Below are 26,786 nucleotides of genomic sequence, written 5' to 3'. Positions count from 1 at the left end.
ATAGGTCTGAAGAGGAGGGGTAAGGCCTCCCTGTCGTGGCACCGAAGCATCGGCTACGACAGGGAGAAATTTCTGCTCAGAAGGGTGCGTCTATGTCGACGATGTTGATCAGCTTGTGGTTGACGAACTCCTTGATCCCGAGGTCGAGTAGCTCCCGCCCGTAACCGGAGCGACGGACGCCGCCGAAGGGCAGATCGGCCTTCACCATCGTCGGATGGTTGACGAACACCATGCCGGTAGAGATCTTCGCCGCAACTTCCGCACCGTGCTTGGTGTCGGAGGTGAACACCGAGCCACCGAGGCCGAAAGGCGAATCGTTGGCGATGCGGATCGCATCGTCTTCGTCACTGGCGCGAAACAGCATGGAGACGGGACCGAAGAATTCCCAATAGCGGGCGGGATTCTCATCCGAGACGTTGGTGAGGATCGTCGGCTGCACGAATGCGCCCCGGTTGGGAACGCTGGGCCCGACTTCGGTGGCCGTGGCGCCGAGCGCAACGGCTTGCGCGATCTTCTCGCGGATTTCATCGGCAGCAACCTGCGACGACATTGGCGCGAGCGTGGTTTCCGGTGCGAAGGGATCGCCGGCACGCAAGGCTGCGACGCCTTTGATATAGCTCGCGAGGAACGCATCGTAGACGCCATCGAGGATGATCATGCGTTTGGAGGAGACACACACCTGGCCGCCGTTCCAGTGCCGTCCGAAGACTGCCCATTTGACGGTCTTTTCCATGTCGGCATCGGCAAGCACCACGAAAGCGTCGGCACCGCCGAGTTCCATGGTGGATTTTTTTAGGGCCTTGCCCGCTTGGGAGGCGACAATGGCGCCAGCGCCTTCGGAACCCGTCAGGGCGACGCCATGCACGCGGGGATCGTTGAGAATTATCTCGATCTGCGAGCGGGTGGCATAGAGGTTCTGGAAACCACCGATGGGCAGGCCAGCTTCCTTCATCAGCCCCTCAAACGCCGCTGCACTTTGCGGCACGTTCGAGGCGTGCTTGAGCAGCATGGTGTTGCCCGCCGACAGCTGCGGGGCGATGATCCGCGCGATCTGGTAATAAGGGAAATTCCAGGGCTCGATGGCGAGCAGGACGCCGAGGGGTTCGTGCACCAGAGTGGCGTCGCCTTCCGCAGGGTCGGCCACCGGCAGCTTTTGTGGGGCAAGCAGCCTTTCAGCGTTGTTCGCGTAGTATTCAAAGATAGCTGCCGACAGTTCCACTTCTGCCCGGGCTTCCGATATCACCTTGCCCATCTCGAGGGTCAGCAGATTGGCGTAGCTGTCGACATCCCGACGCAACAGGTCGGCCGCATTCTGCATGACCTCGGCGCGGTCCGCAAACGGTGCCGTTTTCCACGACAGGAAGGCGGCGTGCGCTTTGTCGATTGCCGTGCCTACCTCGGCGTCCGTGGCGTCGGCAAAGGTTTTCAACGTTTCGCCCGTGTAGGGATTGATGGTTGCATATGCCATGTTACTTACCTTTCGCAGTGTGTGGCGCGTCCGATTTCCCATGGCGCCACCGGTTAGAAGCGGATGCCGGATCAGCCTCCGAGCTCCTTGATGGCCTGGACCATCTGGGTAATCACGGCCTGGGCGTCGCCATAGACCATGTTGCAGTTGTCGCCGTAAAACAGCAGGTTCTCGACGCCGGCATAGCCTTTGCCCTGCCCTCGCTTGACGACGTAGACCTGGTGCGCCTGATCGACATTGAGGATTGGCATGCCGTAGATGGGAGAGGACTTGTCGGTGCGCGCCGCCGGATTGACGACATCGTTGGCGCCGATGACAAGGGCGACATCGGTCGTCGCGAACGCATCGTTGATGTCCTTCATGTCGAAGATGATGTCGTAGGGAACGCCAGCCTCGGCAAGCAGCACGTTCATGTGCCCCGGCATGCGACCCGCCACCGGATGGATGGCAAACTTCACATCGACGTCGGCCGCCTGCAGCATCTTCACCAGTTCGTAGAGCTTCTGCTGCGCCTGAGCGACGGCGAGGCCGTAGCCCGGAACGATGATGACGCTGGAAGCATAGCGCATGGCGATGGCCGCATCGCCGGCGTCTGCCGGCTTCATGCTACCGGCGATGTCTGATGTCGAGGCGGCGCTAACGTCCCCGAAGTTGCTGAAAAGCACATTTGCAAGCGACCGGTTCATGGCCTTCGCCATCAGCACGGTCAGCATCGTGCCGGCCGAGCCGACCACCATGCCGGCAATCATCAGCGCAGGATTTTGCAGGGCATAGCCTTCGAGCGCGACAGCAAGGCCGGTAAAAGCGTTGTAGAGCGAGATCACCACCGGCATGTCGGCGCCGCCGATCGGCAGCGTCATCAGGATGCCGAACGCCAGCGCGCAGCCGAAGAACAGGAGCGCGATGACAACGGTGGGCAGGCCATCGTACTGCAGGACAAGCAGGGTCCCGAGCGCAATGGCGAGCAGGAACACCAGCCCGTTGACCAGGCGCTGGCCCGTGAAGCGCCATGGCTTGTCGATGCGGCCGTCGAGCTTTGCCCAGGCGATGACCGAGCCGGTCAGCGAGATAGAGCCGATCAGCGCACCGGCGATGGTGACGGAGGCATTCAGCGGCTCGGCCGTGGCAACCTTTAGCAGTTCGACTGCAGCAACGGCCGCCGCCGCACCGCCGCCCATGCCGTTATAGAGCGCAACCATCTGGGGCATCGCTGTGACGGCGACCTTGCGGCCATTCCACCATGCCCAGCCACCGCCGAGACCGAGCGCAAGAACGGCAAGTACGATATTTGCCGGCATGCGCGGCTGTGCTGCCTCTGGCAGATCGGCCAGCACGAGAAAGCTCGCGGCGACGGCTATGACCATGCCGATCCCGGCAACGACGATCCCCGAAAGTGCCGTGACGGGGGACGACATGCGTTTTAGCCCGAATATGAAGAGAGCTGCGGCCACAAGGCCGCTCAGCCCCTCGATATGTTGAAGGAACATGATCAAACCTTCTTTTCGGTGCTGGGACGGAACATGGCGAGCATCCGGTCAGTGACGATGTAGCCACCGGCGGCATTGGCCGCACCGAGCATCACAGCGACAAAGGCGAGAATCTGTGCGATGGTGCTTGTCGCCGTGAACAGCGCATGCAGCGCACCGACGACGACAATGCCGTGGATGAAGTTGGAGCCGGACATCAGCGGCGTGTGGAGGATGGAGGGAACCTTGCTGATGACCTCGTAGCCGGTGATGGCGGCGAGCATGAAGATGTAGAGGGCAATGAGCCAGGTAAGGGATGTGTCGGCGATCATACGGCTGCTCCTTCGGGGGTCTTCACCGGGACCACGCTCGGCATTGGCTGGTTTCTCATCTGGCCTTCATGAGTGAGGACTGTCTTGGCGATGACCTCATCGTCAAAATCGAGCACCACCTTGCCATCGCGCACGATCAGCTGGAGGAGATTGAGGAGGTTCTTGGCGTAGAGTTCGCTCGCATGCTGGGCGAGATGAGACGGCACATTGAGCGGCGCCAAGATGGTGACCGGCCCGATTTCGACGGTTTCGCCCGGCTTCGTTCCCTCGCAATTGCCACCGCCTTCCGCGCCGAGATCGACGATCACGGAGCCAGGCTTCATGCCGGCAAGCTGCTGTGCATTGATCAGCTTTGGAGACGGGCGGCCGGGCACGGCGGCCGTGGTGATGATGAGATCGGCCTCCTGGATGTGCTGCGTCAGGGCCGCATTGACCTTCAGCTTCTCCTCGGCAGTCAATTCCCGGGCATAGCCGCCCTCGCCGCGAGCATCGACGCCGGTCTCGACGAACTTGGCACCGACGGACAGCGCCTGCTCCTTGGTTTCGGGGCGAACATCGTAGCCTTCGGTGATCGCGCCAAGGCGATGGGCCGTTGCGAGTGCCTGTAGCCCGGCAACGCCGAGCCCCATGACCAGCACCTTGGCAGCCCTGAGCGAGCCGACCGCGGTCGTCATCATCGGCAGGATTCGCGGCATGTTGGCCGCACCCAGCAGCGGCGCATAGTAGCCGGACAGTGCCGACTGGGTCGAAAGCACATCGATGGACTGGGCGCGGCTGATGCGGGGCACCGTCTCCATGGCGAATGTCGTGATCTTGCCCTCGCACAGCGCCTTGACCAGTTCCTGCTCGCGGTTGGCATAGACGAGGCAGATCAGGATCGCACCGGGCTTCATCATCTTGACAGTGGCAACGGCTGGAGCCTGAATGGAAAGGACGATATCGGCATCGCCGAGCAGCGCCTTCAGGTCTGGCTCGAACGCGACGTCCTGAAAGCTTGTATCGGGGAGCTTTGCCGCATCGCCGGCACCAGACTGCATATGAAGTTTGGCGCCGAGCTTGACGAGCTTGCCCGTCACCGCCGGTGCCAGCGCGACGCGCTTCTCGCCCGCCCTTGTTTCCTTGAGCACTGCAATCTTCATGGGGATCGAACTTTCACGGTTGTCCGGGCTACAGCATTCCCTCCCCCGGGAGAATGCTGTAGCTACGGTCTGGATAAGGGACTGGTGATAAAAATGCCTAGTCGATCTGCAGAACGATGCGGCCGTCGATGCCGCCTTCTTCCATTCGGGCAAAGATGGCGTTGATGTTCTCAAGCTTGTCCCAGGAGAAGTGGGCTGCCACTGCGCCGTCACCGGCAAATTCCAGTGCTTCCTCGAGATCCTGCCGCGTGCCGACGATGGAACCGCGCACGGTGATGCGCTTCAGGACCGTGTCGAAAATCGGCATCGCAAACTTGCCCGGCGGCAGGCCAACGAGCGCCATCGTGCCATGCGAGCGCAGCGCACCGAAGGCCTGCTCGAAGGCTGCCGGCGACACCGCCGTGACGAGAACGCCATGCACGCCGCCAAGACGTTTTTGCAGCTCTGCAGCCGGGTCGACCTCACGGGCATTGATGACGATCTCCGCCCCGAGCTTTGTCGCCAGAGCGAGCTTGTCGGGATGAACGTCGATGGCTGCGACATGCATGCCCATCGCCTTGGCGTACTGGACCGCCATGTGGCCGAGACCGCCGACGCCTGAAACTGCCACCCACTCACCGGGCTTGACCTCGGTTTCCTTGAGCGCCTTGTAGACCGTCACGCCGGCGCAAAGGATAGGTGCTGCCGGACCCCACTCCAGATTGTCCGGCAGGCGGCCGACATAGTTCGGATCGGCGAGCGCATATTCGGCAAAACTGCCATTGACGGAATAGCCGGTGTTCTGCTGGTCGGCGCAGAGCGTCTCCCAGCCGGTGCGGCAATGGGGGCAATAGCCGCATGCCGTATGAAGCCACGGAACGCCGACGCGGTCGCCTTCTTTGATGCGCTTGACGTCGCGTCCGATGGCGACGACAGTTCCGACACCCTCATGGCCCGGAATGAACGGCACGGTCGGCTTGACCGGCCAGTCACCCTTGATTGCATGGAGATCGGTATGGCAGACGCCCGTCGCGGCAATCTTGACCAGGATCTGGTCGGCACGCGGCTCTGGCACTGGCACATCCTCGATCACCAGAGGCTTGCCGAATTCGTGGAGAACAGCGGCTTTCATCATTTTCGTCATCGGATGCTCCTTGGGTTATCGCCAAGTAGCATGCACCTCGACTGGCCAGCTTGATCTCAATCAACCGACGCTGGGCATGGCCCCGACCAGTGACGACCGGAGCCTCCAGCGTCTCATCATTGCAACACATAGGCAGCCTACCGTTGCGATCCCTCGTCCGGTCAGCGAAGCAACCGTCTCGTTTTGCCCTATCGGGCCATGTCCGATACTGCGGTATCTGACATCTCGACCATCAGGTTGTAGTCCGAGACAATATTCTCGAGACTTTCACCGGCTCCCTTGCGCGCATCGCCTTTGGCTTTTTCCAGCAGTGCATAGAAGTCGCGCATCTCCGAAAGCATGGTATCGGGCCGCGATTCAAATCCAATGAAAGCGCCTGGGTTCGCGGAGGAAAAATCGTCGAACTCGGTCGTCGCGGCCGTATAACCGTCCAGTGCTGTCTTGAAGGCCTGCATGTCGACCACGGGGTTTTCTGCATTCGGCAGGAGATTGATCATCGTTTCGGCATGCATCATGGTGTTGCGAACCTGCCAGGCCGCCTTCTTGCCTTCAGCCTTCTCGATAGCCGCGAGAGCAGCCAGATCGGTCTTTTGCTTTTCTACGCGCAAGGCGGTCTCTGCGTCCTTCCGACGCGCTTCGTAAGCGGCGCCTAGCGGTGCGATATCCTTGTGGAGGGCTTTGCCGCCTTCCATTTTATCCACCTTGTAGTCACCGCGCTCGTAATAGGTGTTGGCTTTTTCGATCACCGGCGCCAGCTTCTGATAGGCATCGAGATACGCCATCATGGCGGCATCGAGGTCGGGCATGGCAGGCTCGGAGACAGCAGCTTTTTTCACGGCGTCGATCTGCTGGCCAACATCATACAGAGAGTAGAGACCGTAAATGTTCCTCTCCTTGCCGGTCGGTCCCTTGCTCATGTTGACCCACAAGCGATAGCGCTGAAGCGAGTCCGTCGCGCGAAGCGTGTCGTTCATGAATTTGACGTAGGCGTTCATCTTGGTCACCGCCAACTGAGTGGCGCTGACCGACGCGCTGGCGTCCTGCGCGTAGGCTGGCTGCCACACCAGAGCTGGCTGCGCACCGAGTGCGAAGACTGCGGCCCCCGCCGCCAAACCCAAGGATTTCAGATATCCCATCAAAGCTAATCCCCACGAAAATCTATTTTGAATAAACGATACAGATCAACTCGATGTGGTGCTGGAGTCAACAAGGTCAACCGCAAGTACAGGGCATCCTTGCTATTTGGCAAAACGACGGATCGGCTGTGACGCCTCGCCTAGACGGCGAGGAAGCCGCCGTCGACATTCAACACGACGCCCGTCACCATTTCGGTGTCTGCAGACAGCAGCGTCGCGATGGTCCGTGCGACGTCTTCGACTTCCGCGAAGCGGCCGATGGGATGGCGCACCATCATCGGCTCCGACTTCACGGGGTCGCTCCAGGCTCTGAGGGCAAGCTCCGTGAGCGTGATCGTCGGGGCGACTGCGTTGACGCGAATGCCGTGCGGACCGAACTCCTTGGCCATGACCCGCGTAGCGCCTTCCAGCCCCGCCTTGGACGCAGCGTAGCAAAGGTGCTCGGCAAAACCGCGATGTCCCGCAATCGATGTGATGTTGACGATCGCGCCGCCGCCACCGGCTGCGACACGCGCCCGGCCAAACTCCTGACAGGTGATGAGGGCGGCACGAAGGTTGATGCCCATGACCGCCTCGTAGCCCTCCTCGGTCATGTCGAAGCTCGATTCGAGCACGTTGATACCGGCGCTATTGATCAGGAAATCGGCGGTGCCCGCTTCCCGCATCGCCGTCCGTGTCGTAGCCGGGTCGGCAAGATCGACCACGATCGAGCGTCCGCCGACTTCCGCTCTCAGGCTCTCCAGATCGGACGCCGTCCGGCTGAGGGCAATGACCTCGGCGCCACGCTCCGCCATGATTTTCGCGCAGGCGCGACCGATGCCCTTGCCTGCGCCGGTGATGATGACGGATTTCCCGGCAAACTGCATATCTCTCTCCTCCTCAGACATAAAACTTATTTTGAAAGCGGCTCGGCATCAGTGCGGATTTTCCGGCTGACCGCCTGCAGATCGAGAAAGGCGCGGTATCGTCTATCGTGCAGAGCGCGGATCGGACCGGTCGCCGGCTGGCATTGCAAGGCGATGACGGACATGGCCGGCATCGCTGCCTGCAGGTCGGGGTAGACACCGGCAGCGACCGCACCCAGCATTGCCGACCCCAGCAGCACTGGCTCCGGACTAGCGGTAACCTCGATCGGCATTCCGGTTGCATCGGCCAGCATCTGGCGAATGAGAGGATGCAGCCCTGCGCCGCCCGACACCGAGATAGTCCGGATCGCCACGCCCTTGGCGGCCTGCGTGTCGACGATCTGACGCAAGCCGTAGCCGAGTCCGCAAATGCCGGCGATGTAGAGCGCAACGAGACTGTCGGAACCCGTCTCCATGCCGAGCCCCATGATTACCGCACGGGCCTGCGGATCGGCAAATGGCGCGCGATTGCCGAGGAACTCTGGCACCACGTGCAGATGATCGGCAAGACGGACAGCTTCCGATGGCTCGGTTGACAAGGCGAGCGCCCGGTCCGCCAGCCATTGCGGCAGGCTCTTGCCTTCGCGCGCCGCCGTGGCGGTTGCCTCCGGACTGGCCGGATGCATCCTGACGAGCTGGTCTATCGCGGCACCGGCTGCGGATTGTCCGCCTTCGTTGAGCCACATGCCGGGAACCATGGCCGAATAATAGGGGCCCCAGACGCCGGGCACGAAGGTAGGCTCTGCGGTGGTTGTCATCGTGCAGGACGACGTTCCGAACACATATCCGAGGCATGTCGTCGGGTCTTCCGCCCCTCCCCTCGCCGCCACTGTGCCGATACCGCCGGCATGGGCGTCGATCAAGCCTGCCGCAACGGCAATGCCGGGCCGCAGGTTCATAAGAGCAGCAGCCTCGGCGCTCAGTCCCTGTCCAAGGGCGGTGCCGGGGTGGACGACGCTCCGGCCGATCCGCGCAAAGCCATCCTCGACAAGATCTTCCAGCCCGATCTGGCGGAAGAAGCTCTCGTCCCAGCGGTTGTCTTTCGCCAGGTAGGTCCATTTGCAGGTGACGGTGCAGGACGACCGGTCGAGGGCGCCGGTCGCCTTCCACGTTAGGAAGTCCGTGAGGTCGAAGAAGTTCACCGCTGAGCGGTAGATCTCAGGCAGGTTCTCGCGCAGCCAGAGCAGCTTCGGCGTCTCCATCTCCGGCGAAATCGTGCCCCCGACATAGGACAGAACCTCGTGTCCGGTGGCATTGATCCTGCTGGCCTGATCGAGGGCGCGATGGTCCATCCAGACAATGATGTCCCGCTCGGGATGGGCACTGTCCCCCACCCCGCCGCTGGCACCATCGACGACAAGCGAGCAGGTCGCATCGAAGCCGATACCCGCCACATCGGCTGGATTGACGCCCGCCAGATCGACGGCCTCGGAAACCGCCTCGCAGACGGCCTGCCAAACCTGTGCACTCGATTGCTCGACATGGCCGGAATCGTCTCGGAAGATCACCAGATCCCGTTTGGCATGAGCGAGCAGCAAGCCCTCGCGGTCGAACACGCCTGCCCGTGCCGAACCGGTGCCGACATCGACGCCGATCAAGAACCTCGTCATATCATTCCTCCACGCTCTGCGAACTCGCCTTCAGCCGTCTTACACCCGGTCGAAATTCGTCGGAAGGACGATCATGTCGCGGATCGTCACCGTGCGCTTGCGGGTAAGAATGTATTCGACAGCATCGGCAACTTCGCTCGGGTCCATCAGGCTTCCGGATTCCTTAGCCTTGCGGAGGTTCTCCTCCGGCCAGTCGGCCAGCAACGCCGAGACGACGGGACCGGGCGATACCTGGGCAACGCGAATGCCATGCGGAATCATCTGGCGACGCATGGTCTGGACGAAGCAGGTGATCGCCCACTTCGAGGAGGCATAGACCGGCTCCCAATAGGTCGGATAGTGGCCGGCAATCGAGCAGGTGACGACGATGTCGCCGGTGCCGCGCTCGATCATGTGCGGGGCAACGTCATGGACGTTCTTTATCACGGCGTTGACGTTGAGGTTCAGCATCTTGTCGATCGCCTCGCCAGTCGTCTCCGTCAGCTCGCCGCCGATATAGGTGCCTGCGTTGCAATAGAGGATGTCGATGTGATCGACCTTCTGCAGGATTTCAGGCACCATCGCAGCGCAGCTCTCGGCATCGAGCAGGTTCGTTACCTGCGCTATCGCCTTTTCGCCCAGACGATCCGTCAGCTCTTTGAGGCTGGTCTCGTTCCAGTCCACCATGACCACGGTGGCGCCGGCGGCGAGCAACTTTTCCGTAGTGGCAAGACCAATACCCGAAGCGGCTCCAGTGATGACGGCAATCTTTCCTTCAAGTGACTGAGACATTCGTGCTCTCCTTTATGTCCGGAATTATCAATATGGTTACGGGTCAGCGCCACTCGCGGGCGATGTAGATGGCAAGCAGGATGATAAAGCCCCGGATGATATCCTGCAGATAGGGGTTGATACCCATCAGGTTGAGGCCGTTGCTGAGGATGCCCAGCAGCACAGCGCCGATCAGGGTCCCGATGATGAGCCCGCGACCGCCTGCAATGGCGGTACCGCCGAGAACGACCGCTGCAATGGCATCCAGCTCGAAGCCGACGCCGGCATTTGGCTGGCCGGACATCAGGCGTCCGGTGAGGATCACCGCAGCCAGGCCGGCGGTCAGGCCGGAAATGGCATAGACAGCGAGCTTGACCCTGGCGGTCTTCACGCCGGATAGCTTGGCTGCCAGTTCATTGCCGCCGATGGCGTAGACATGGCGGCCGAAAGGCGTGCGCTCGAGCAGCACCCAGGCGAGTGCATAGATGACGACCGTGATGATGACGGGCACCGGGACGATGCCGACGCGGCCGACGCCGAACCAGGAAATCCAGGACGGCAAGCCCGAGATCGGATAGCCGCCGGAGTAGATGAGCCCGATACCGCGGGCGATCCCCATCGTAGCAAGGGTGACGATGATAGCCGGCATCCGTCCCCAGGCGACCAGCAGGCCGTTGAAAATCCCAAGCCCTATGCCGAGAACCATCCCGGCCAGCAGACCCACCCAGCCCGGCAGGCCGAAATGGACCATAAGGCCCGCAGCCATCGTTCCCGCCAGCGCCATGACCGCGCCGACGGAAAGGTCGATGCCGCCGGTGAGGATGACAAAGGTCATGCCGACCGCGAGGATCGCCACGACGGAGACCTGGCGGAATACATTGAGGATATTCGACACCGAGAAAAAGCTGTCGGACGCAAAGCCCATCAGGATGGACACGACGACCAGCCCGGCGAGCGGCAGTGCCAAAGGCGAGTGAATGAGCGATCTGAATGCGGAAATTGCTGCGCCTTTGGCGCGAGTATCGCTTTCAGCGATCCCATCATGCGACATCTTTTATCCTCCCGGTGGTAGCGTGGATCATGATCTCTTCGGCATTGATGGCTGAGCCTTCGACTGTCGCGACGATGCCGCCTGACCGAAAAACACACACCCTGTCGGACATGCCGATGACTTCCGGCAGTTCGGAGGAGATCATGATGATGGAATATCCGCGCGCGGTGAACTCGCGCATCAGCTGGTAGATTTCTGTCTTGGCGCCCACATCGATGCCGCGTGTCGGCTCGTCGAAGATGAGCACCTTCATGTTGTGATTAAGCCAGCGGGCGATGACCACCTTCTGCTGATTGCCGCCGGAAAGCGTATCGACACGCGCCATCGGCCCCTGCGCCTTGACCTGCACCTGCGCCATCGCGGAGACGGTATCCTCGAGCTCGCGACGGCGATCGATGAAGAAATGCCCGAATAGATATTTGCCGTAGTTATTCAGCGAAACGTTATGGAGGATGGAGAAGCTGGTGATCAGCCCCTGTTCCTTTCTGCTTTCGGGCAGCAGCCCTATGCCGCTTGCAAGCGCCTCCGCTGGATCGGTAAACCGTCTCTCGACGCCATCGAGCGACAGCTCGCAGCGGGTGGCGCGGTGGGCACCGATCATCGCCAGCGCCGTTTCAGTCCGACCGGAGCCGACCAGCCCGGCAAAACCGAGAATTTCGCCTGAACGCAGCTGGAAACTGGATATCGGCCCTCCCCGCGCCAATTGTACCGCCTTGACGTCGAGGACGACCGGAGGGTTTGTAGTCATTACAGGTTTCGGCGGAAAGCTGTTTTCAATTCGCCGGCCGACCATCAATTCGACGAGACGATGCTGGTCGACCTCGCTGACATCGCAGGAGGTGACATATTCCCCGTCGCGGAGCACCGTGATGCGGTCGCAGATCTCGAAAATCTCTTCGAGGTGGTGCGAGATGAAAACGATGGCGACGCCCTGCTGCCGAAGACCCCTCATTACCCTGAAGAGATGCTCGACCTCGGATGGCGTCAGCGTTGCTGTCGGCTCGTCCAGCACCAGTATCCGGGCATTCAGCGCCAGAGCTTTGGCGATCTCGACGAACTGCTGCTCGGCAACGGAAAGAGTACGGACCGGCACATTGAGGGGTATATCGATGCCGAGTTGAGCGAGGATTTCGGCCGCGCGCTTGCGCATGACGCCGCGCTTCAACAGGCCGACGGCGCTACGCAGCTCGCGGGCAAGAAACATGTTATCGACAGCATCGAGATAGGGGATCAGCGAGAACTCCTGGAACACCACGCCGATACCGTTGTCGATCGCCTCGTTGTAATCGGCAAAGCGGTGACGCTCGCCATCGATGAAGATTTCCCCCTCGCTCGGTTGCAGGATGCCGCACAGCACCTTTGTCAGTGTCGACTTACCCGCACCGTTCTCGCCGAGGAGAGCATGGATTTCACCTGCGCGAACGGTCAGGTCGACCCCGTGCAGGACCGCAATCCTGCCGAAGCTCTTCTTGATACCCTTCAATTCCAGCATCGCTCGCTCCCGCGTTTGAATGGATGGCGCGCTCCTGCGAGGTGGCAGGGGCGCGCCGACGACTATTACCAGCTGAAGCCGGCAGCATTTTCCTTGGTCACAGGCTTCACGTCGATCGGAACTTCCTTCGGCACGACGCGGGCTCCCCACTTCTGGGCGAGCGCCATGGCAAGACCGACACGCACCTGGTCACGCGGGAATTGCGCCGTCGTCTCGATGAAGGCCGTGCCGTCGGCAATCGCCTTGACCGCTTCCGGAGCGCCGTCGACGGAGGTCAGCTTGATGTCCTTGTTGGATCCCTGGATGGCCGAGAGCGCGCCCATCGCACCACCGTCGTTGACCGAAAAGATGCCCTTTAGGTTAGGATGCGACTGGATCATGTTCTCGACGACGCCGAGCGCAACCGAGCGATCCTGGCGACCGTTCTGCGTGTCGACCAGCTTGATGCCGCTGAATTCGGCGAGCGCCTGCTTGCAGCCTTCGACGCGCTGCAGGATCGGCACGACGGCAATGCCGTCGAGAATGGCAACTTCTCCGGTGCCATTCAGGGACTTGGCCAAGAACTGGCAAGACTGGTAGCCGGCGTCCTTGTTCTTCGAGCCGACGAAGGTGTCGACCGGGCCGTTGGCATTGGCATCGACGGCGACGACGATGACGTTCGCATCCTTGGCCATCTTAACCGCGGATTCGACGCCGGCGGAATCGGTGGGGTTGATCAGCAGGATGTCGATCTTCTGCTCCAGCATGTCCTCGATATCGGAAATCTGCTTGGCGACGTCATGGTTGGCATCGGTGACGACAACATCGGCGCCAATGCTTTTCGCGGCTTCCTTGAGAGCCTCCTGCATCGACACGAAGTAGGGGTTGTTCAACTCCTGAAACGTCATGCCGATCTTGAGCTTGGCTTCCTGCGCCATGGCTGGCGCGGTGGCCATTGCCAAGGTCGCAATCGATAGCGCGATCAAAGTCTTCTTCATCTCGGTCTTCCTCCCTTAGATGACGACAGGCAAAGCCTGGCCCTTTCCGGAAAGCACCATGCCTTCCGAATGCAAACCCCTTCCGGGGTATCGGGTTTTCGCTGTTACTCCGCCGCCATCAGCTCTCCGTTGGCAGCAAACGTCGTGCGGAATTGCGATGGCGACATTCCCTTCTGCTTCAGGAAATGCCGGTTGAAATTGGATATGTTCGAGAAGCCGATCTCGAAGCAGACCTCGGCGACCTTCACCTCCGGCTGCGTCAGCAGCATCAGGCAGGCGAGATCCACGCGCAGCTGGTTTTTGTAGCGCACCAGCGTCGTGCCGGTGTGGCGTTTGAAAGCGCGCGAAAAAGAACTGGGGCTCTGTCCGACGAGATCGGCCAGTTCGCGCTCGTCGATGTCGTCCGTCAAGTGGTCCCGCAGATGGGCGATGGCGCGGTTTATGCCACAGTCGTTGATGCTTGGGAGGTCGAGTTCATAGCTCAGGCTGGCAAGCACTTCCGGTTCGGGGGCACGGGCGAGGATGTCGAGGATCTCCCAGAATAGCGCCAGCCGCTTCATACCCTGCGCTTCGATCAGTTGCTCCATCAACGGCTGCACTTCCACGCCAGCAGCCGGATCGAACAGCAGTCCGCGACTACTGCGTTTCAGGAGCGGTCCGAGCGCCTCCATCTCGGGCAAGCTGGCGATGCAATCCTGAATTAGTTTTTCGGGAAACTGGATGACCAGATTGCGCGTCGGAACGATCTCGCCCGGTGCGATCTCGGAAATCCAGTTCTGGGGAAGATTGGGGCCGGTCATGATCAACTGGCCGGGCTCGAACCGACCGATGTGGTCGCCGATATAAAATTGCCCGGACGTCGCAACGACCAGATGGATCTCATATTCGGGGTGATAATGCCAGCGCACCGTGCGAAACGGGTATCCGTGCTTCCACGCGGCAAAGGACTCGCCCTTGCGGATATGAACCAGTTCGAGATCCGGCTGCATGTTTACTCCTCCCACTCACGCCTTCCAGTTTCCTGGCAAAATCTGCAAACCTCCAAATTCGCAGATCCAACGCTTGCCATAACGATATCCCTCATTTGCCGGGGCCTCTACCTCAGCGCAGATCTATTAAAGATACTTTTTTGACGCCTTGATGTGGTTGAGTGCCCAATCTCCATTGATCATCTACCAATCACGACACCAGAGCTTCACCATCTGCGATGACCATATCTCCTGGCCGGCACTCTTCATCACGGAACGGTGAGGACCCTCTTGCGTTGTGGATGTGCAAGCAAACAACGGAGGATATCCCATGAGCATTTTCGACCGCATCAAGAACGCCATTTTCGGCCAGGCGCAGGCTGCAGGCACAACACAGGCATCGACTGCCAGCACGACCGCGGCGGCAACCCCGGTTTCAAATCCCGCCCCCGGCGCCGCCACACCGGCACCATCCGCGCCATCGGCATCCATCCCCGCACAGTCCGTTGACGTCGCCCCGATCCTCGATGCCGCTGTTCAGAAGTCCGGCCAGAGGCTCGACTGGAAACACTCCATCGTCGACCTCATGAAGGCACTCGGCATGGACGCCAGCCTTGAAGAACGCAAGGAGCTCGCAGCTGAACTCCATTACCAGGGAGACGTTCACGACAGCGCCAAGATGAATACTTTCTTGCACAAGGCTTTGCTGCAGAAACTGTCTGAGAATGGCGGCAAGGTCCCACCCGAACTGCTCGACTAATCCAGAAGCGTGCAACAAAAACAGACGCCCTTCGGATTCGGGGGGCGTTTTTTTGTGCTGGTAGCTTGTAAGGAGAATGCGCGGCGGGCCGTGGCGTTAGCTCGGAGGCTCTAAATGCCGACGGATGACCGGAGACTGACGGTTGCGAGGACCCGGCCGGTGCCGTCCGCCACTTCCAGAATTCTGTCGCCAATGCATTTGCCGGCCAGAATGCGCTCGACGACAAGGGCACGCGCTGAAAGTGCAGCCTCCAGTTCTGCTGCATGCAGATCCGGTAGCTCGGAGCCATCCGGATCCTCGATCACTATGTCGCCTTCCCGGATATGAAAGTAAAATCTCGCCATACAGGACAAAACTGTATCGGACGAATTGGTTCCGGATAGCTATCTCATGCTTCCGATAAGCCGCTCGAATTCCGCTTCGGCAACTCCATACGCATCGCCCGCGAAAGCCTGCAGCCCATCCCGGTCTCTGATTGTGACCAAGCCGCGCGTGTTCGAAATGAAATGCTCGCCTTCAAGCACGTGCAGCGAGTCCGTTACGCTCTGGCGTCTGACGTTCATCATGGAAGACAGGAAGTCGTGCGTCAGGGGCAAGGCAGCTCCCTCTGACCTGTCATGGACCATCAGCAGCCAGCGCGAAAGCCGCTTCTCGACAGAGTGAGTGGCATTGGAAAGCGACGTATAGGCTGTCTGGACGAACAACGTCTGGGCATAGCGGCTGAGAGTTCGTCGGAGAGAGCGGCTCTCTGCCAACAGGTCAAACAGGATTTCGTTTTTGATGCTGTGCCCGTGGCCTTCCACTTGCATGAACACCTTGAACGGCGCTTGGGTGTCTTCGAACAGGCTGTTCGGCGGTGACATGCCCTCGCGACCGAAAATGGCAACTTCGACTTCGCTGCCAGCCGGCGAAATACCTATGATCGACCCGATGCCCGTTTCCGGAAAATAGCTGTAATCGGCCGGGACATGCGGCTCGGCCATCACCAGAAGTCGCGGCAGCGTGACCGGTATCAGGTGCGGAACCAGCAATTCCCTATCTCGACTGTCCAGATGATTTATCAGGCGGTTGAGCATGTTTGCCGTGCTTGGTGATGTCATAAACGCAAGCTAACGGCGCTCTCTCCGCAACGCAAGGCAATATGCGCTTGTCCCGTAGGTACGCACTGCTGCAGCGCTGTTGTTGTTGTGCAAGACCTCAGCTCTGTTCTCACCACGTTGAAGCAAGGTGGGGAGACGCAAGGAAGCTGCCCGGAAGGGCGGCATTGGGCGGCGGTCTGCAGACGCTTTCCTGGAGATACCACAGAGCGTTCATAAAGCCGTGACGGGAGAATGGCTTCGGGATGACACCATGGGCTCCCGCGAAATCGTCCGGTATCTTGTTGGGATTCGCCGTCACAAAAATGATGATCGTGTGGGACCAGCGCTTCTGGATATGCGCGCACACATCCAGCCCTGTCGTGTTGCGGGCGAGTTGCATGTCGACGAAGGCAATGTCTGGGGCCTTAGGGGGCTCCAGTTCCTCCACCTCGTAGAGCGATGCCGCCTCGCCTATGACGGTATGCCCAGCATCCTCGACCATCATTCCCACATCCATGGCAAGGAGGGCCTCGTCTTCGACGATCAGGACACTCAAGGGCGGCTTGGGGCGTTCCATCGATTAATTCCCGTTCTGCAGAGACAGCGTCACGCGCGTGCCGGCCGATAGCGTCGACCAGTCGACCGTCGCGTCCGTCTGTCTGGCAAGTCTGTTAATAAGGGTACGACCCAAACCTGTCGGCGGTTCGCTCGGCATGCCGATGCCGTCGTCTTCGACAGTAATCGTCGCCCTGCTTCCCTCGGAGCGGCCGGTAACCGCAATCGTCCCTGCCCGGCCATCGCGAAGGCCGTGCTTGATGGCGTTGGTGAGAATCTCGTTCAGAACCAGGCCGAGGGAGGATGCCTTGCCGGCCGGCACGAGAATGGGGTCCACATCGCATTTCAGCACAATGTCCCCTCTCCCGCTCGACCCGATGACATCCTCCGCCAGTTTCGTGGCGAATTCGCCGATGTCGAACTTTGTCACGTCGCCGGACTGGTACAGGGTACGGTGCACCGTCGCCAGGGCATCGATCCGCTCCATCATCGCTTCCAGCTTCGACGTAATGACCGGGTCGCCGATCGTCCGCGCCTGAAGCCTCAGCAATGAGCCAATCATCGTCAGGTTGTTCTTGACGCGGTGATCTACTTCGTGAAGCAACACCGTCTTTGCCTCGAGAGCCGCTTCGAGTTCAGCAGTCCGTCGCTCGACTTCCTTTTCTACCAAAGCCGCCTGTTCGAGGACCGTCCTGCTGAAAGCCACGTGCTTCGTCACATCGAGCTGCGAGGCAAAGAAAAACTGGATTTCGCCGAGATCGTTGCGCACGGGGCTGAGATACAGAGCGTTCCAGAATGTCGATCCATCTTTTCGATAATTAAGCAATTCGACGGAGACGCTTTCTCCGCCGGCGATTGCAGCACGAATCTTTGAAACCGCAGAACGGTCTGTCTCAGGACCCTGGAGGAAACGGCAGTTCCGACCTAGCACTTCGTGCTGCGCGTAGCCGGTCAGTGCCTGGAACGCCTCGTTGCAAAAGACGATCGGGTTGTCGGGCTGAGACGGGTCGGTGATGACCATCGGCATTCTAGTCGCGCGCACTGCTGCGGCGAAGGGGTCTCCCCTGCCATGCGCGTAGTTGAGTCTGTCGGTCAGGTGCCAGTCGTCGCGCTGCTCCACAGTAACTCCACACATCAATTTAATTTCACGAGCCGATAAACGTCTCCAAGCTTCAGTTGGTTCCTGGCAAATAAGGCGCGTGAAGGTAGTGGATGGAAAGAAGGGAATCGACCAACTCGACAGCTGGTGCCATCGACCTCAAAGCGAGGGTACGTGGGGCAGATTCGGTGGCAGCGTTTCGGCGCCGGGCCTAGAAAGTGTGCATAACCGCACGCGTTGATAACTGTTTCTCGGCTTGGGGGATTCCCTGAGCGGGGCAAATCATGATTCGATTCCATCATGAAGAAACGGCTCCCCTCCCCCGAGCATGCCGACACGCTTTCGCTGAATGCGTTGCGCGGGCTTGTGACGGGTCTGCTGGAGCGGTCGCTGCAAGCGGAAGCCCGGCTCGAGAAGCTTGAAGTCGACAACATCCAGCTTCGCGAAGAGAACGCCGCCCTTCGCCTGGAGAACACCCGGCTGAAACTCGAGAACCAGCTGCTGCGCGACGAGATCGCCCGGCTGAAGAACCTGCCACCCCGGCCGCCGTTTCGCTCCTCCGGCATGGAGAAGGCAACGGATGCCAAACCCGGCGACATATCGGCGCATAAGAAAAAGCCCCGTGGCCCGAAGCTGGATGTGAAGCGGGTGAGCCGGCAGGAAGTCCTGCGCGTCGATGCTCCCGTCGGGTCGCGCTTCAAGGGATACAGAAGCATCTATGTTCGCGATCTGGTGATGAAGGCGGAGCTTGTGCATTACCGCCGCGAATGCTGGCTGACGCCGGACGGAAAGACAATTCTTGCGTCCTTGCCGGCGGGGATCACTGCTGGCTACGGCCTCAACCTCAGGCGTCTTTGTCTGATGCTCCATACACAAGGGCAGGTGACGACCGGACGCCTCACGACATTGCTGAACGATATCGGTCTCGATATCTCAAAGCGCCAGGTGGTGCGACTTGTGACCGGGCAACTGGATGGCTTTGCAGCCGAGGATACGGCGGTGCTGCATGCCGGGTTGGTATCGTCGTCTTACGTCACTGTTGACGACACCGGCGCCCGTCATTGCCATAATAACGGTTACGCCACACACATCGGCGGCCCGAACTTTAGCGTTTTCCGCACGACGAAATCGAAATCACGGCTGAATTTTCTGTCGCTGCTACGCGGCAGTTACCAGGATTATGTGTTGAACGACGCTGCTTTTGAATACTTGGAAGAACGCCGTGGTGGGTCACCGTTGACCGCCGGACTGAGGAGTTTTGAACCGCAACACTTCAGCAACCAGGTTCCGTTCATGACGCATCTGGCTGGCAAGGGCGTCGACATTTTTGATACGCAAGCCGTTGGCCTGCTTGCCGAAGCCGGGCTCTGGGGTGCCATCCGCCATCATGGTTTGGTGGGTGACATGGTGATCGTGTCCGACGATGCCGGCCAGTTCCGCGTCGGCAATCATGCCCTCTGTTGGGTGCATGCAGAACGTCTGGTGCAAAAGTTGATGCCGGCAACCGCAAAGGAGGAGCGATGGGCCACAGTCGTCCGCGATCTCATCTGGCGATACTACAAAGCTTTGAAAGCCTACAAGCAGAACCCTACCCCAGCATCCGCTCCCGCATTCCGACGACGGTTCGATCGGATCTTCACTCTACGCACCGGTTATGAGGCCCTCGACAAGCTTCTTGAGCGGCTGCATCGAAGAAAGAACGAACTCCTGAAGGTGCTCGACTATCCCGACATTCCGCTGCACACCAACGCATCGGAAAGCGCCCTGCGGACGATTGTGACCAAGCGGAAGATCTCTGGCGGCACGATGAGCCGAGACGGTCGCATTGCACGCGATACAATGCTCGGTCTGATGCAGACGTGCCGGAAGCTCGGCATCTCATTTTACGACTATCTTGGCGACCGGCTCGGCATTGGTGGCGAGGCCATCCCGCAATTAGCAGGCCTTGTCGCGGCGAGAGCCTGAGCGTTGCTAACGGCTGCCGGGCTTCGTGAATGGCAGCACGCGCCCATCCTTGGGCGTCAAGTCCTCCAAAACATTCCGCCCGATCAGCCTAACGAGCGTTGGTGAGACATTCCAGTGCTTCTCGTCATCAGAATGGATCGTCACGGTCTTGCGATTGCGACGGATGACGATACCCGTGATCGTTATGCCGTCGTGTGTCTCGAACATCACAGCACTGCCGATCTTGATCTGCTGCAACGCTTGGTCTGTCTTTTGCCGATGCAGAAGATGAAGCCGTTCGACGATACGCTCGTTCAACGCTAGCAGTTCGGTCTCATCGAGCGTGTCGATATCGATGTCGGTCATGGCGCAGATCCATCCTCCAATGGCAGTCTTCTTCAAGGACGATGCCGATTATGATAGAAGGAAGTCAGAGACACAATTGCCTGACAAACCGGCAGCGCCACCAAATCTGCCCCACGTACAAGCGAGGCTTAGGTTTTAGCGGTCTCGCACAACGCTATATCGTTGTAAGCGTGATATTTTCTTCTGTATACGAACCTAGCAAGTAAATTACTTCCGTAACACTTGGTTAACCATAAATGGGGAAGGGACCCTGTGGTTGTACGCTGAACTTTTCCGAGCTCACAATACCTTTGAGCTCGAACTCCGCCCTACCGTCGATATGTTTCATTCCGGGACTAAGCAACAGGCGTCCCATATCGACGGTGCAAATTGCCATCTTGCAACCGCATTTCGACGCCCTACCTCTACAAATGGTCTATTGCAAGCACGCTGATGCAACGTCATGGCGCTTCAATATTGGTCACAACGCCGCTTCTAAACGGCACATGGAAAACAAGACTAGAAGGAACTACGAAATGGCTTCCGGCACTGTGAAATGGTTTAACAGCACCAAGGGTTTTGGCTTCATCGAGCCTGACAACGGCGGCGCAGACGTCTTCGTGCACATTAGCGCTGTCGAGCGCTCGGGCCTCGGAACATTGAAGGATGGCCAGAAGGTCAGCTTCGAAATCGTCCAGGACAAGCGGTCCGGGAAATCTTCTGCCGAACAGCTTCAAGCCCTCTAAGAATTGCGGACCTGACGTCCACGCAAAAAAGAAGGCCGGAAACCCGGCCTTCAGCTTATTCGGAAATATTTGAAAATCAGCGCAGCTTTTACGTGGTTTTCTTGAACTTTGGCTTACCGCCAGCTGGCCTCGCGCCATCGCGTGCAAAATCAGGCTTCCTGCTCCAAGGCTTCTTTTCAACCGGTGCTGCCGGTGCGCCTTCGGACCTGCGCTCGAACTTCGCTGCAGGCTTGGCGTCCGTCCGCGGACGGTTGTTCTTTTCCGCAAAACTGCGCTTCGGACCATCGTGGCTTTGGCGTCCGGTTTCAGGCGCACTGTCGAGAGCCTTGACGCGGATACCCTTCTCCAGTGTCTTGTTCGGTCCGATCGCAGCAAGGAAACGCTCTGCCGCCTCGCCCGAAAACTCCACGAACGTTTCGTCAGGCTGCATCCTGATCGCGCCGATATCGCGCTTCGTCAGGTCGCCGTAACGGCAGATCATCGGAATCAACCAGCGTGGTTCTGCACTCTGCTTGCGCCCAACCGATAGCGAAACCCATTTGCCATCGGTGAAGTCGGCGCGCGTCTCGGCAGGATGGTCGTCACGGGGCGCAGAAAACTCATCGCGGCGTGGCTTCTTGCGGTCGTCAGGGACCGCAACATCGAGTAGATCTTCAGGCGCGGAGTGTGCAGAGCGATATTGGCGCAGGAACGCAGCAGCCACCTGCTCGGCGCTGTGCTGCTCCAGCAGCTTCTTGACGAAATCAATCTCGTCTTCGCGAACGGCTTCGGTGAACAAGGGATCGGCGAGCAAACGTTCATCGTCACGGCGCGTAACATCGTCGGCCGACGGTGGCTTTGCCCATGTCGCATTAATACGCGCAGCCTCGAGCAGACGCTCCGCCTTGCGACGACCGCTGGTGGGCACGATCATGGCGCTAACGCCCTGGCGACCGGCACGGCCTGTGCGACCGCTGCGGTGCAGCAGCGTTTCCGGATTGGTCGGCAGATCCGCATGGATGACGAGGTCGAGACCGGGCAAATCGATACCACGAGCGGCGACGTCGGTGGCGATACAAACGCGGGCGCGCCCGTCACGCATAGCCTGCAGCGCGTGAGTGCGCTCGCTCTGGCTGAGTTCGCCGGAAAGGGCAACGACCGAGAAACCACGGTTGTTGAAACGGGCTGTCAAATGGTTGACGGCTGCGCGCGTCGAGCAAAATACGATGGCATTCGGCGCCTCGTAGAAGCGCAGGACATTGATGATCGCATTTTCGCGGTCGCTTCCGGCGACGGTCAGGGCGCGATACTCGATATCGACATGCTGCTTCGTCTCAGCGGCGGTGCTGATACGCACTGCATCACGCTGGTAGCTTTTGGCAAGCGCCGCGATCGAGCGCGGCACGGTGGCCGAAAACATCAGCGTGCGCCGCTCGGCTGGCGAGTTCTCGAGGATAAACTCCAGATCTTCACGAAAGCCGAGATCGAGCATTTCATCGGCCTCGTCGAGGACAACGGCCTGCAGCTCGGAAATGTCCAGCGAGTTACGGCGAATATGGTCGCAAAGGCGGCCAGGTGTACCAATGACGATATGAACGCCACGATCGAGCGTACGTCGTTCTGTTCGCATATCCATACCGCCGACGCAGGAAGCAATCGTGGCACCGGTCAGCTCGAACAGCCATTCGAGTTCGCGCTGCACCTGCAGAGCCAATTCGCGGGTCGGAGCGATCGCCAGCGCCAGTGGACGACCAGCCTGGCCGAAGCGTTCACCCTTGCCAAGCAACGTCGTGGCAAGAGCGAGGCCAAATGCCACGGTCTTGCCCGAGCCGGTCTGCGCGGAAACGAGAACGTCCGAATTGCCGAGCTTGGGATCAAGCATCGCCTTTTGCACGGGGGTGAGCGCTTCGTAACCGCGTTTGGTCAACGCCTGCGCAATCGGAGGAACGATGCCTTCGAATTCAGTCATATCTGGTCTTTCGGAATTCGGTGTTCGCGCCGGCAGAAAAAAACCCGGAAGGCGCAGATCGCCGCGGCCAGCACGTCGCAGGCCTCTTCATGAGCCCGGCATATACGTGGTCTCCGTTCAAAAGTACAGAGCAGTCCGCCATATACCGGCATGCTATCCACGTGAAGCTTAACGGTGCAAGCGGGGCGAAGGCAATCATGCTGACCTCCTGTCTTCTAAGCCATGGCTACGAGCCAGCGCCAAGAGCATTGGCCCAATGGCAAATTCCCCTCGTTCCGCCCTTCTGGTCAAGTCGCGCAGATAGCCGCCGGCCGAGTTGATTTGACCGGATCTTTCCAGCAGGCAGGCCATGACAGTTGCCGCATTCTCCGGTCCCATGACCTGGCAGGCCTCCTCGTAGGCGCTGGCACTGACGCCGAGCATCGATCGGACCACAACGCCGGCCGTCAGCATGTCGCGCCAACTCGAGATCACTCCTCCCGGGCCATACATCGCAATCTCGGGGCAAGCCCGAAGCACGAGGCCGAGTGGAAAGGACTTCAAACCGCCCAGATCCGCAAATTGCCTGCCGCCGCCCTCCACCGGTTGGCGGCTATTATCCTGCTGGTCTTGTGTAACAGGCACAAGGCTTAGCTTTTGCTCTGCCCCCTCAGCGTCGCCCTGCTTTATTTTTAAAGCTGATTCAAGTTCAGTGATAGATTCGGATTTTGAATTCTGTATGTGCTGCTCATTTCGGGACTCATTGCCGCTTTGTTTTTGTGTTTTTAGACATGTTTCCAGTAGGTTGACGACTTCATCACGCAACATGCTCATATCTTCCAGAATAGGTTGGATGTCTGCCGCTGTCGGTAGGCGAGGAATTCGCATCACAAGGCGCCGAAAGTGCTCGTATATGCTTGACCAATCGCCGGGTGCCCCCTCCTCCATGGCCGTCTCGATAAGTTTGCCGACATCGCGTCGGCACAATGTGAGCTTTTCTCGCGTGACACGGAGAAATTGACGTTCGGCGACCACTTCAGCCGCCAGCACATTGATTTCTTCAGCCCGGGAGATCAGCGGAGCAATACTGAAACCAAAAGCCTGCGCAACTTCACCATCGCCGCCCCTGCGGACGTAGCGCTTGCCGTTCGGGCTATCCCGGCGGATAAGCAGGCCTGTCTCTACGAGAGCGGCAAGGTGTCTGCGCAATGTCGCAGGCGCTATACCGTGGGCACGCAAGGCCAATTGCTCATTGGAAGGGAAGACCACCAGTCCGTTGGCTGCCGAAAGCAAGTTACCGGGGTAGAAACTCAATAATGCGTTCAAAACAGCCAGCGCGCGATCGCTGACCCCGAGCATCTGCCGCGCTTCGCACAGCGCTCGAAATAACTTCCATTTGTCGACCGAGGCGTCAGCGTCGATCTCACTCGCGTCGTACTGGCTTGCCAGCATGCCAAGCGTCATCGAACGCCCACCAAAGGGCGTCGATATATGTCCGGTCTGCATCGTCCTTCACCTTTTTCAAGGCAAAAGAAATCCGCTCACCCAATTTGGTGCCAAAGACTCTTGACTAAGATTCGTGGAAATGTGATTCTCTAAGCGCCAACTACGAGAAGGGCTTCCACGACGGCAACGTTTGGGGGCCTTTTTCTTTTGCGTTTAGTCTCCTGCTTCCAACTTGGTCTCTTCCTGAAAGGCCTGGTAAAGCCGATCAAGATTTTTGGTGATATAAGCGCCAAAGGCCGGACCGTTCTCCGCCTTCAAGGCAATCGTATACTTCTTGCCACCAGCCTTGATTTCCGCTTTTGCAGCACCGCTTTGCTCGCGCCACTCCGAAACAGGTTTCACGACGGTCGCAGACCTCGCCTCTCCCCGTCCTGCAAGAAATGCGCTCAACAAATCAAAGCGGTCGTCTGCTACGGCACCAAGAAATTCCGGACGCGTGATAAATTCACCCGCTCGCATGACATTCTCGGGCGTGTCGAAACGCGTCGCCAGGTCATGCCAACGGTCGCGGCCAACAGCCAAGGCCGGTCCAATTGCATCAACAACCGCGGTGGGGATGCGGTTGATGACCGACAACATCTTCGAAACCGTAGTCTTGTCGGCGCTGAGCGCGGCCATGATCGTTTCGCGGTCAAAGGCTCGCTTCTCCAGCCGACCTGCAAACATGGCGCGTTCGATAAAGGACAAATCTGCCCGGGCGCTGTTTTCTTGGCCCTGCGCGATGACATGATCGCGATCGTCCAGCTTCTTGACGACAGCCCGGACAGGGCGGCCCAGTGTCTTTGCGGCGCGAGCACGGCGATGGCCAAAGGCTATCTGGTATTTGCCGTCTCGGGATGGGTGAGGACGCACGAGAATCGGTGAATCCTGGCCGCGTAGACGTATTGCTTCGACCAGTTCGTCGAATTTGGCATCCAACTGCACGAGGCGGTCGGACACGAAGGAGTCCTCGATCATATCCGGATCAAGCTCGATGACCACCTCGCCGGCCGTGAGCTTTGCCTCGATCGCCTTGGCCGCATCGGCTTTGGCTGCAAGCGCGTCGATACTGCGTGTCACTGCGCCAAGTGCCCCAACGCCCTTGTAGCCGCTCGTCTGGCGCTCAGGCACGGAGGTCTGTTGACTGGAGTTTACCGCAGTAAACTTTGCCTCGGGTTCGGAAATCAATCCGGAAAGGACGTTCTTCCTGGCCATAATCAGCGACCCCATGCTTTGTGGACCAGCGCGGCGATCTCAGCATTCACAGCCTCCATCGATTCCAACGCACGGTCGTATGTGGTGCGCGTGAACTGGCTGCGATCTACTTCGTAGAGGGTCTGGTTGGTAAGCGCAGCATCGGAGATCGCAACGCTTCGCAGCATGGGGTTGGTGAGGACGTGCTGCTTGAACATCGATCTCATGAACGCCACCATCTGCGTTTGCGGTCCATCGGTCGGATCGTAGCGCGTCACGAGATAGCGCATCCAGTCGAGGTTCATATCGGCGCCCGCACCCTTCAAGGTGTTCAGGATTTCCCCGAGCATCTGCAGGAATTGGCACATGGACATCACATCGAGCATCTGCGGATGTACCGTGATGAGCACCGCCGTGGCGGCGCAAATCGCGCTCATTGTCAGAAATCCAAGCTGGGGAGGGCAGTCGATAACGATGACGTCGTAATCGTCGGATACAGATGACAAGGCCTCGTCCAGCCGTGCGAAAAAGATGCGCCCGTAGTCGTTGCCCTGCCCCTGCGCCAGGATACGCGGTGTATCGTGCTCGAACTCCATAAGTTCGAGGTTGCCCGGCACGATGTCGAGACCCGGAAAATTGGTTTTCCGCACGACTTCCCTAAGCGGTCTCCGACGCTCGTCATAACGGATCGCAGCATAAAGCGTCTCGTTCTCATCGAGATCAAATTCGGGCTGGAAGCCGTGGATCGCCGAAAGGCTGGCCTGCGGATCGAGATCGACGGCCAGAACGCGATGCCCGGTCAAAGCCAGATGCTGGGCGAGGTGGGCCGCCGTGGTTGTCTTGCCCGACCCGCCTTTGAAATTCACGACCGCAATGACCTGCAGATGGTCCTTGGCGCGGCGATGCGGTACGTAGTGCTGGCCGGCGCGACCATTCTGCTCCAGATACTGACGCATCTCCAGCAATTGCTCCGCCGTGTAGGAGCGACGGCCTGATGGTGTAACCTGCGGCAGCGGCCCCTTTGATTCGAGCGACAGGTTACGCAGATGGCCACTGGTGACGCCAAGAAAATGCGCGGCTTCGCTGAGATGAAACTGCCTGAGCGTCTTCTGCGCGGTCGGCGGAAACATCTCGAGCCGGTGCTGCTTCAGCTTGTCGGACAGCTCTCGGGCTTGGCCGATGATAAGCTGGTCGACCTCCGAAATAGGCTTTCCGAGCGTTGCTGCCATATTCAT

25 protein-coding genes are annotated in these 26,786 nt (G+C 59.5%); 3 read left to right on the top strand and 22 right to left on the bottom strand.

Annotated elements, in window-relative coordinates; genetic code table 11:
* Positions 1–76: 76 nt before the first annotated feature.
* The 13 genes from PR018_RS26910 to PR018_RS26850 all read right to left on the bottom strand — a co-directional run bounded on the left by PR018_RS26910 (position 77) and on the right by PR018_RS26850 (position 14,438).
* Positions 77–1,468 carry an NAD-dependent succinate-semialdehyde dehydrogenase gene (locus PR018_RS26910; protein WP_142824967.1) on the bottom strand — a complete coding sequence of 464 codons (1,392 nt, stop codon included), beginning with the start codon at positions 1,466–1,468 and terminating at the stop codon, positions 77–79.
* A 71-nt stretch (positions 1,469–1,539) separates the two neighbouring features.
* The gene (locus PR018_RS26905) at positions 1,540–2,955 is read right to left on the bottom strand and encodes an NAD(P)(+) transhydrogenase (Re/Si-specific) subunit beta (RefSeq protein ID WP_142824966.1); all 1,416 of its coding nucleotides are present in this window, start codon (positions 2,953–2,955) and stop codon (positions 1,540–1,542) included.
* 2 nt (positions 2,956–2,957) lie between these two features.
* Positions 2,958–3,266, bottom strand: coding sequence for an NAD(P) transhydrogenase subunit alpha part 2 (locus PR018_RS26900; RefSeq protein WP_142824965.1), 309 nt, complete (start codon positions 3,264–3,266; stop codon positions 2,958–2,960).
* Entirely contained in the window at positions 3,263–4,411 is a 1,149-nt protein-coding gene (locus PR018_RS26895; RefSeq protein ID WP_142829480.1) for an NAD(P) transhydrogenase subunit alpha, read from the bottom strand. Before PR018_RS26895 ends, PR018_RS26900 begins: the two co-directional genes overlap by 4 nt.
* Positions 4,412–4,502: 91 nt before the next feature.
* Complete coding sequence (gene adhP / locus PR018_RS26890) at positions 4,503–5,528, bottom strand: alcohol dehydrogenase AdhP (protein WP_142824964.1); 1,026 nt, start codon at positions 5,526–5,528, stop codon at positions 4,503–4,505.
* 188 nt (positions 5,529–5,716) lie between these two features.
* Entirely contained in the window at positions 5,717–6,664 is a 948-nt protein-coding gene (locus tag PR018_RS26885) for a YiiG family protein (protein WP_142824963.1), read from the bottom strand.
* 140 nt (positions 6,665–6,804) lie between these two features.
* Positions 6,805–7,530, bottom strand: coding sequence for an SDR family oxidoreductase (locus PR018_RS26880; protein ID WP_142824962.1), 726 nt, complete (start codon positions 7,528–7,530; stop codon positions 6,805–6,807).
* Positions 7,531–7,556: 26 nt separating this feature from the next.
* Complete coding sequence (locus PR018_RS26875) at positions 7,557–9,179, bottom strand: FGGY-family carbohydrate kinase (protein ID WP_142824961.1); 1,623 nt, start codon at positions 9,177–9,179, stop codon at positions 7,557–7,559.
* Between the two features lie 39 nt (positions 9,180–9,218).
* Positions 9,219–9,950, bottom strand: a complete 732-nt coding sequence (locus PR018_RS26870; protein WP_142824960.1) for an SDR family oxidoreductase — start codon at positions 9,948–9,950, stop codon at positions 9,219–9,221.
* Positions 9,951–9,993: 43 nt separating this feature from the next.
* Positions 9,994–10,980 (bottom strand): ABC transporter permease, encoded by a 987-nt coding sequence (locus PR018_RS26865; RefSeq protein WP_142824959.1) that lies wholly within the window; start codon positions 10,978–10,980, stop codon positions 9,994–9,996.
* Positions 10,970–12,472, bottom strand: a complete 1,503-nt coding sequence (locus PR018_RS26860; RefSeq protein WP_142824958.1) for a sugar ABC transporter ATP-binding protein — start codon at positions 12,470–12,472, stop codon at positions 10,970–10,972. Before PR018_RS26860 ends, PR018_RS26865 begins: the two co-directional genes overlap by 11 nt.
* A 65-nt stretch (positions 12,473–12,537) precedes the next feature.
* Entirely contained in the window at positions 12,538–13,449 is a 912-nt protein-coding gene (locus PR018_RS26855) for an ABC transporter substrate-binding protein (protein ID WP_142824957.1), read from the bottom strand.
* A gap of 104 nt (positions 13,450–13,553) precedes the next feature.
* Entirely contained in the window at positions 13,554–14,438 is an 885-nt protein-coding gene (locus PR018_RS26850; protein ID WP_142824956.1) for an AraC family transcriptional regulator, read from the bottom strand.
* A gap of 310 nt (positions 14,439–14,748) precedes the next feature.
* Here PR018_RS26850 and PR018_RS26845 point away from each other — a divergent pair, with 310 nt between their 5' ends.
* The gene (locus tag PR018_RS26845; protein ID WP_142824955.1) at positions 14,749–15,177 is read left to right on the top strand and encodes a DUF3597 domain-containing protein; all 429 of its coding nucleotides are present in this window, start codon (positions 14,749–14,751) and stop codon (positions 15,175–15,177) included.
* A gap of 110 nt (positions 15,178–15,287) precedes the next feature.
* Here PR018_RS26845 and PR018_RS26840 read toward each other — a convergent pair whose 3' ends face one another.
* The 4 genes from PR018_RS26840 to PR018_RS26825 all read right to left on the bottom strand — a co-directional run bounded on the left by PR018_RS26840 (position 15,288) and on the right by PR018_RS26825 (position 17,931).
* Positions 15,288–15,521: a DUF6894 family protein gene (locus PR018_RS26840; RefSeq protein WP_247749357.1), complete on the bottom strand. Its 234-nt coding sequence runs from the start codon at positions 15,519–15,521 to the stop codon at positions 15,288–15,290.
* Between the two features lie 39 nt (positions 15,522–15,560).
* Positions 15,561–16,277, bottom strand: a complete 717-nt coding sequence (locus PR018_RS26835; RefSeq protein WP_224127988.1) for a Crp/Fnr family transcriptional regulator — start codon at positions 16,275–16,277, stop codon at positions 15,561–15,563.
* A gap of 109 nt (positions 16,278–16,386) precedes the next feature.
* A complete protein-coding gene (locus tag PR018_RS26830) occupies positions 16,387–16,833 on the bottom strand; it encodes a response regulator (protein WP_142824953.1) in 447 nt (148 codons plus the stop codon).
* Between the two features lie 3 nt (positions 16,834–16,836).
* Complete coding sequence (locus PR018_RS26825; protein WP_257625764.1) at positions 16,837–17,931, bottom strand: histidine kinase dimerization/phosphoacceptor domain -containing protein; 1,095 nt, start codon at positions 17,929–17,931, stop codon at positions 16,837–16,839.
* 279 nt (positions 17,932–18,210) lie between these two features.
* On the opposite strand from PR018_RS26825, the gene PR018_RS26820 reads away from it, so the two are divergent.
* Positions 18,211–19,875 carry an IS66 family transposase gene (locus PR018_RS26820; RefSeq protein WP_219276076.1) on the top strand — a complete coding sequence of 555 codons (1,665 nt, stop codon included), beginning with the start codon at positions 18,211–18,213 and terminating at the stop codon, positions 19,873–19,875.
* 6 nt (positions 19,876–19,881) lie between these two features.
* Here the strand turns inward: PR018_RS26820 and PR018_RS26815 are convergent, their stop codons facing one another.
* Positions 19,882–20,220 carry a hypothetical protein gene (locus tag PR018_RS26815; protein WP_142832637.1) on the bottom strand — a complete coding sequence of 113 codons (339 nt, stop codon included), beginning with the start codon at positions 20,218–20,220 and terminating at the stop codon, positions 19,882–19,884.
* Positions 20,221–20,735: 515 nt separating this feature from the next.
* Between PR018_RS26815 and PR018_RS26810 the strand changes: the two genes are divergently transcribed.
* Positions 20,736–20,945, top strand: coding sequence for a cold-shock protein (locus PR018_RS26810; RefSeq protein ID WP_111221169.1), 210 nt, complete (start codon positions 20,736–20,738; stop codon positions 20,943–20,945).
* 88 nt (positions 20,946–21,033) lie between these two features.
* On the opposite strand, the gene PR018_RS26805 is transcribed toward PR018_RS26810, so the two are convergent.
* The 4 genes from PR018_RS26805 to repA form a co-directional block, all read right to left on the bottom strand.
* Positions 21,034–22,893 carry a DEAD/DEAH box helicase gene (locus tag PR018_RS26805; RefSeq protein ID WP_142829298.1) on the bottom strand — a complete coding sequence of 620 codons (1,860 nt, stop codon included), beginning with the start codon at positions 22,891–22,893 and terminating at the stop codon, positions 21,034–21,036.
* 195 nt (positions 22,894–23,088) lie between these two features.
* Positions 23,089–24,378, bottom strand: a complete 1,290-nt coding sequence (gene repC / locus PR018_RS26800) for a plasmid replication protein RepC (RefSeq protein WP_142824950.1) — start codon at positions 24,376–24,378, stop codon at positions 23,089–23,091.
* Positions 24,379–24,531: 153 nt separating this feature from the next.
* Complete coding sequence (repB, locus tag PR018_RS26795) at positions 24,532–25,572, bottom strand: plasmid partitioning protein RepB (protein ID WP_142824949.1); 1,041 nt, start codon at positions 25,570–25,572, stop codon at positions 24,532–24,534.
* Between the two features lie 2 nt (positions 25,573–25,574).
* Entirely contained in the window at positions 25,575–26,786 is a 1,212-nt protein-coding gene (gene repA / locus PR018_RS26790) for a plasmid partitioning protein RepA (protein WP_142824948.1), read from the bottom strand.

The sequence above is a fragment of the Rhizobium rhododendri genome (assembly GCF_007000325.2).
Classification (GTDB): domain Bacteria; phylum Pseudomonadota; class Alphaproteobacteria; order Rhizobiales; family Rhizobiaceae; genus Rhizobium; species Rhizobium rhododendri.
The sequence above is the reverse complement of the archived record's forward strand: the minus strand, read 5'-3'. Positions and strand labels throughout refer to the sequence as shown.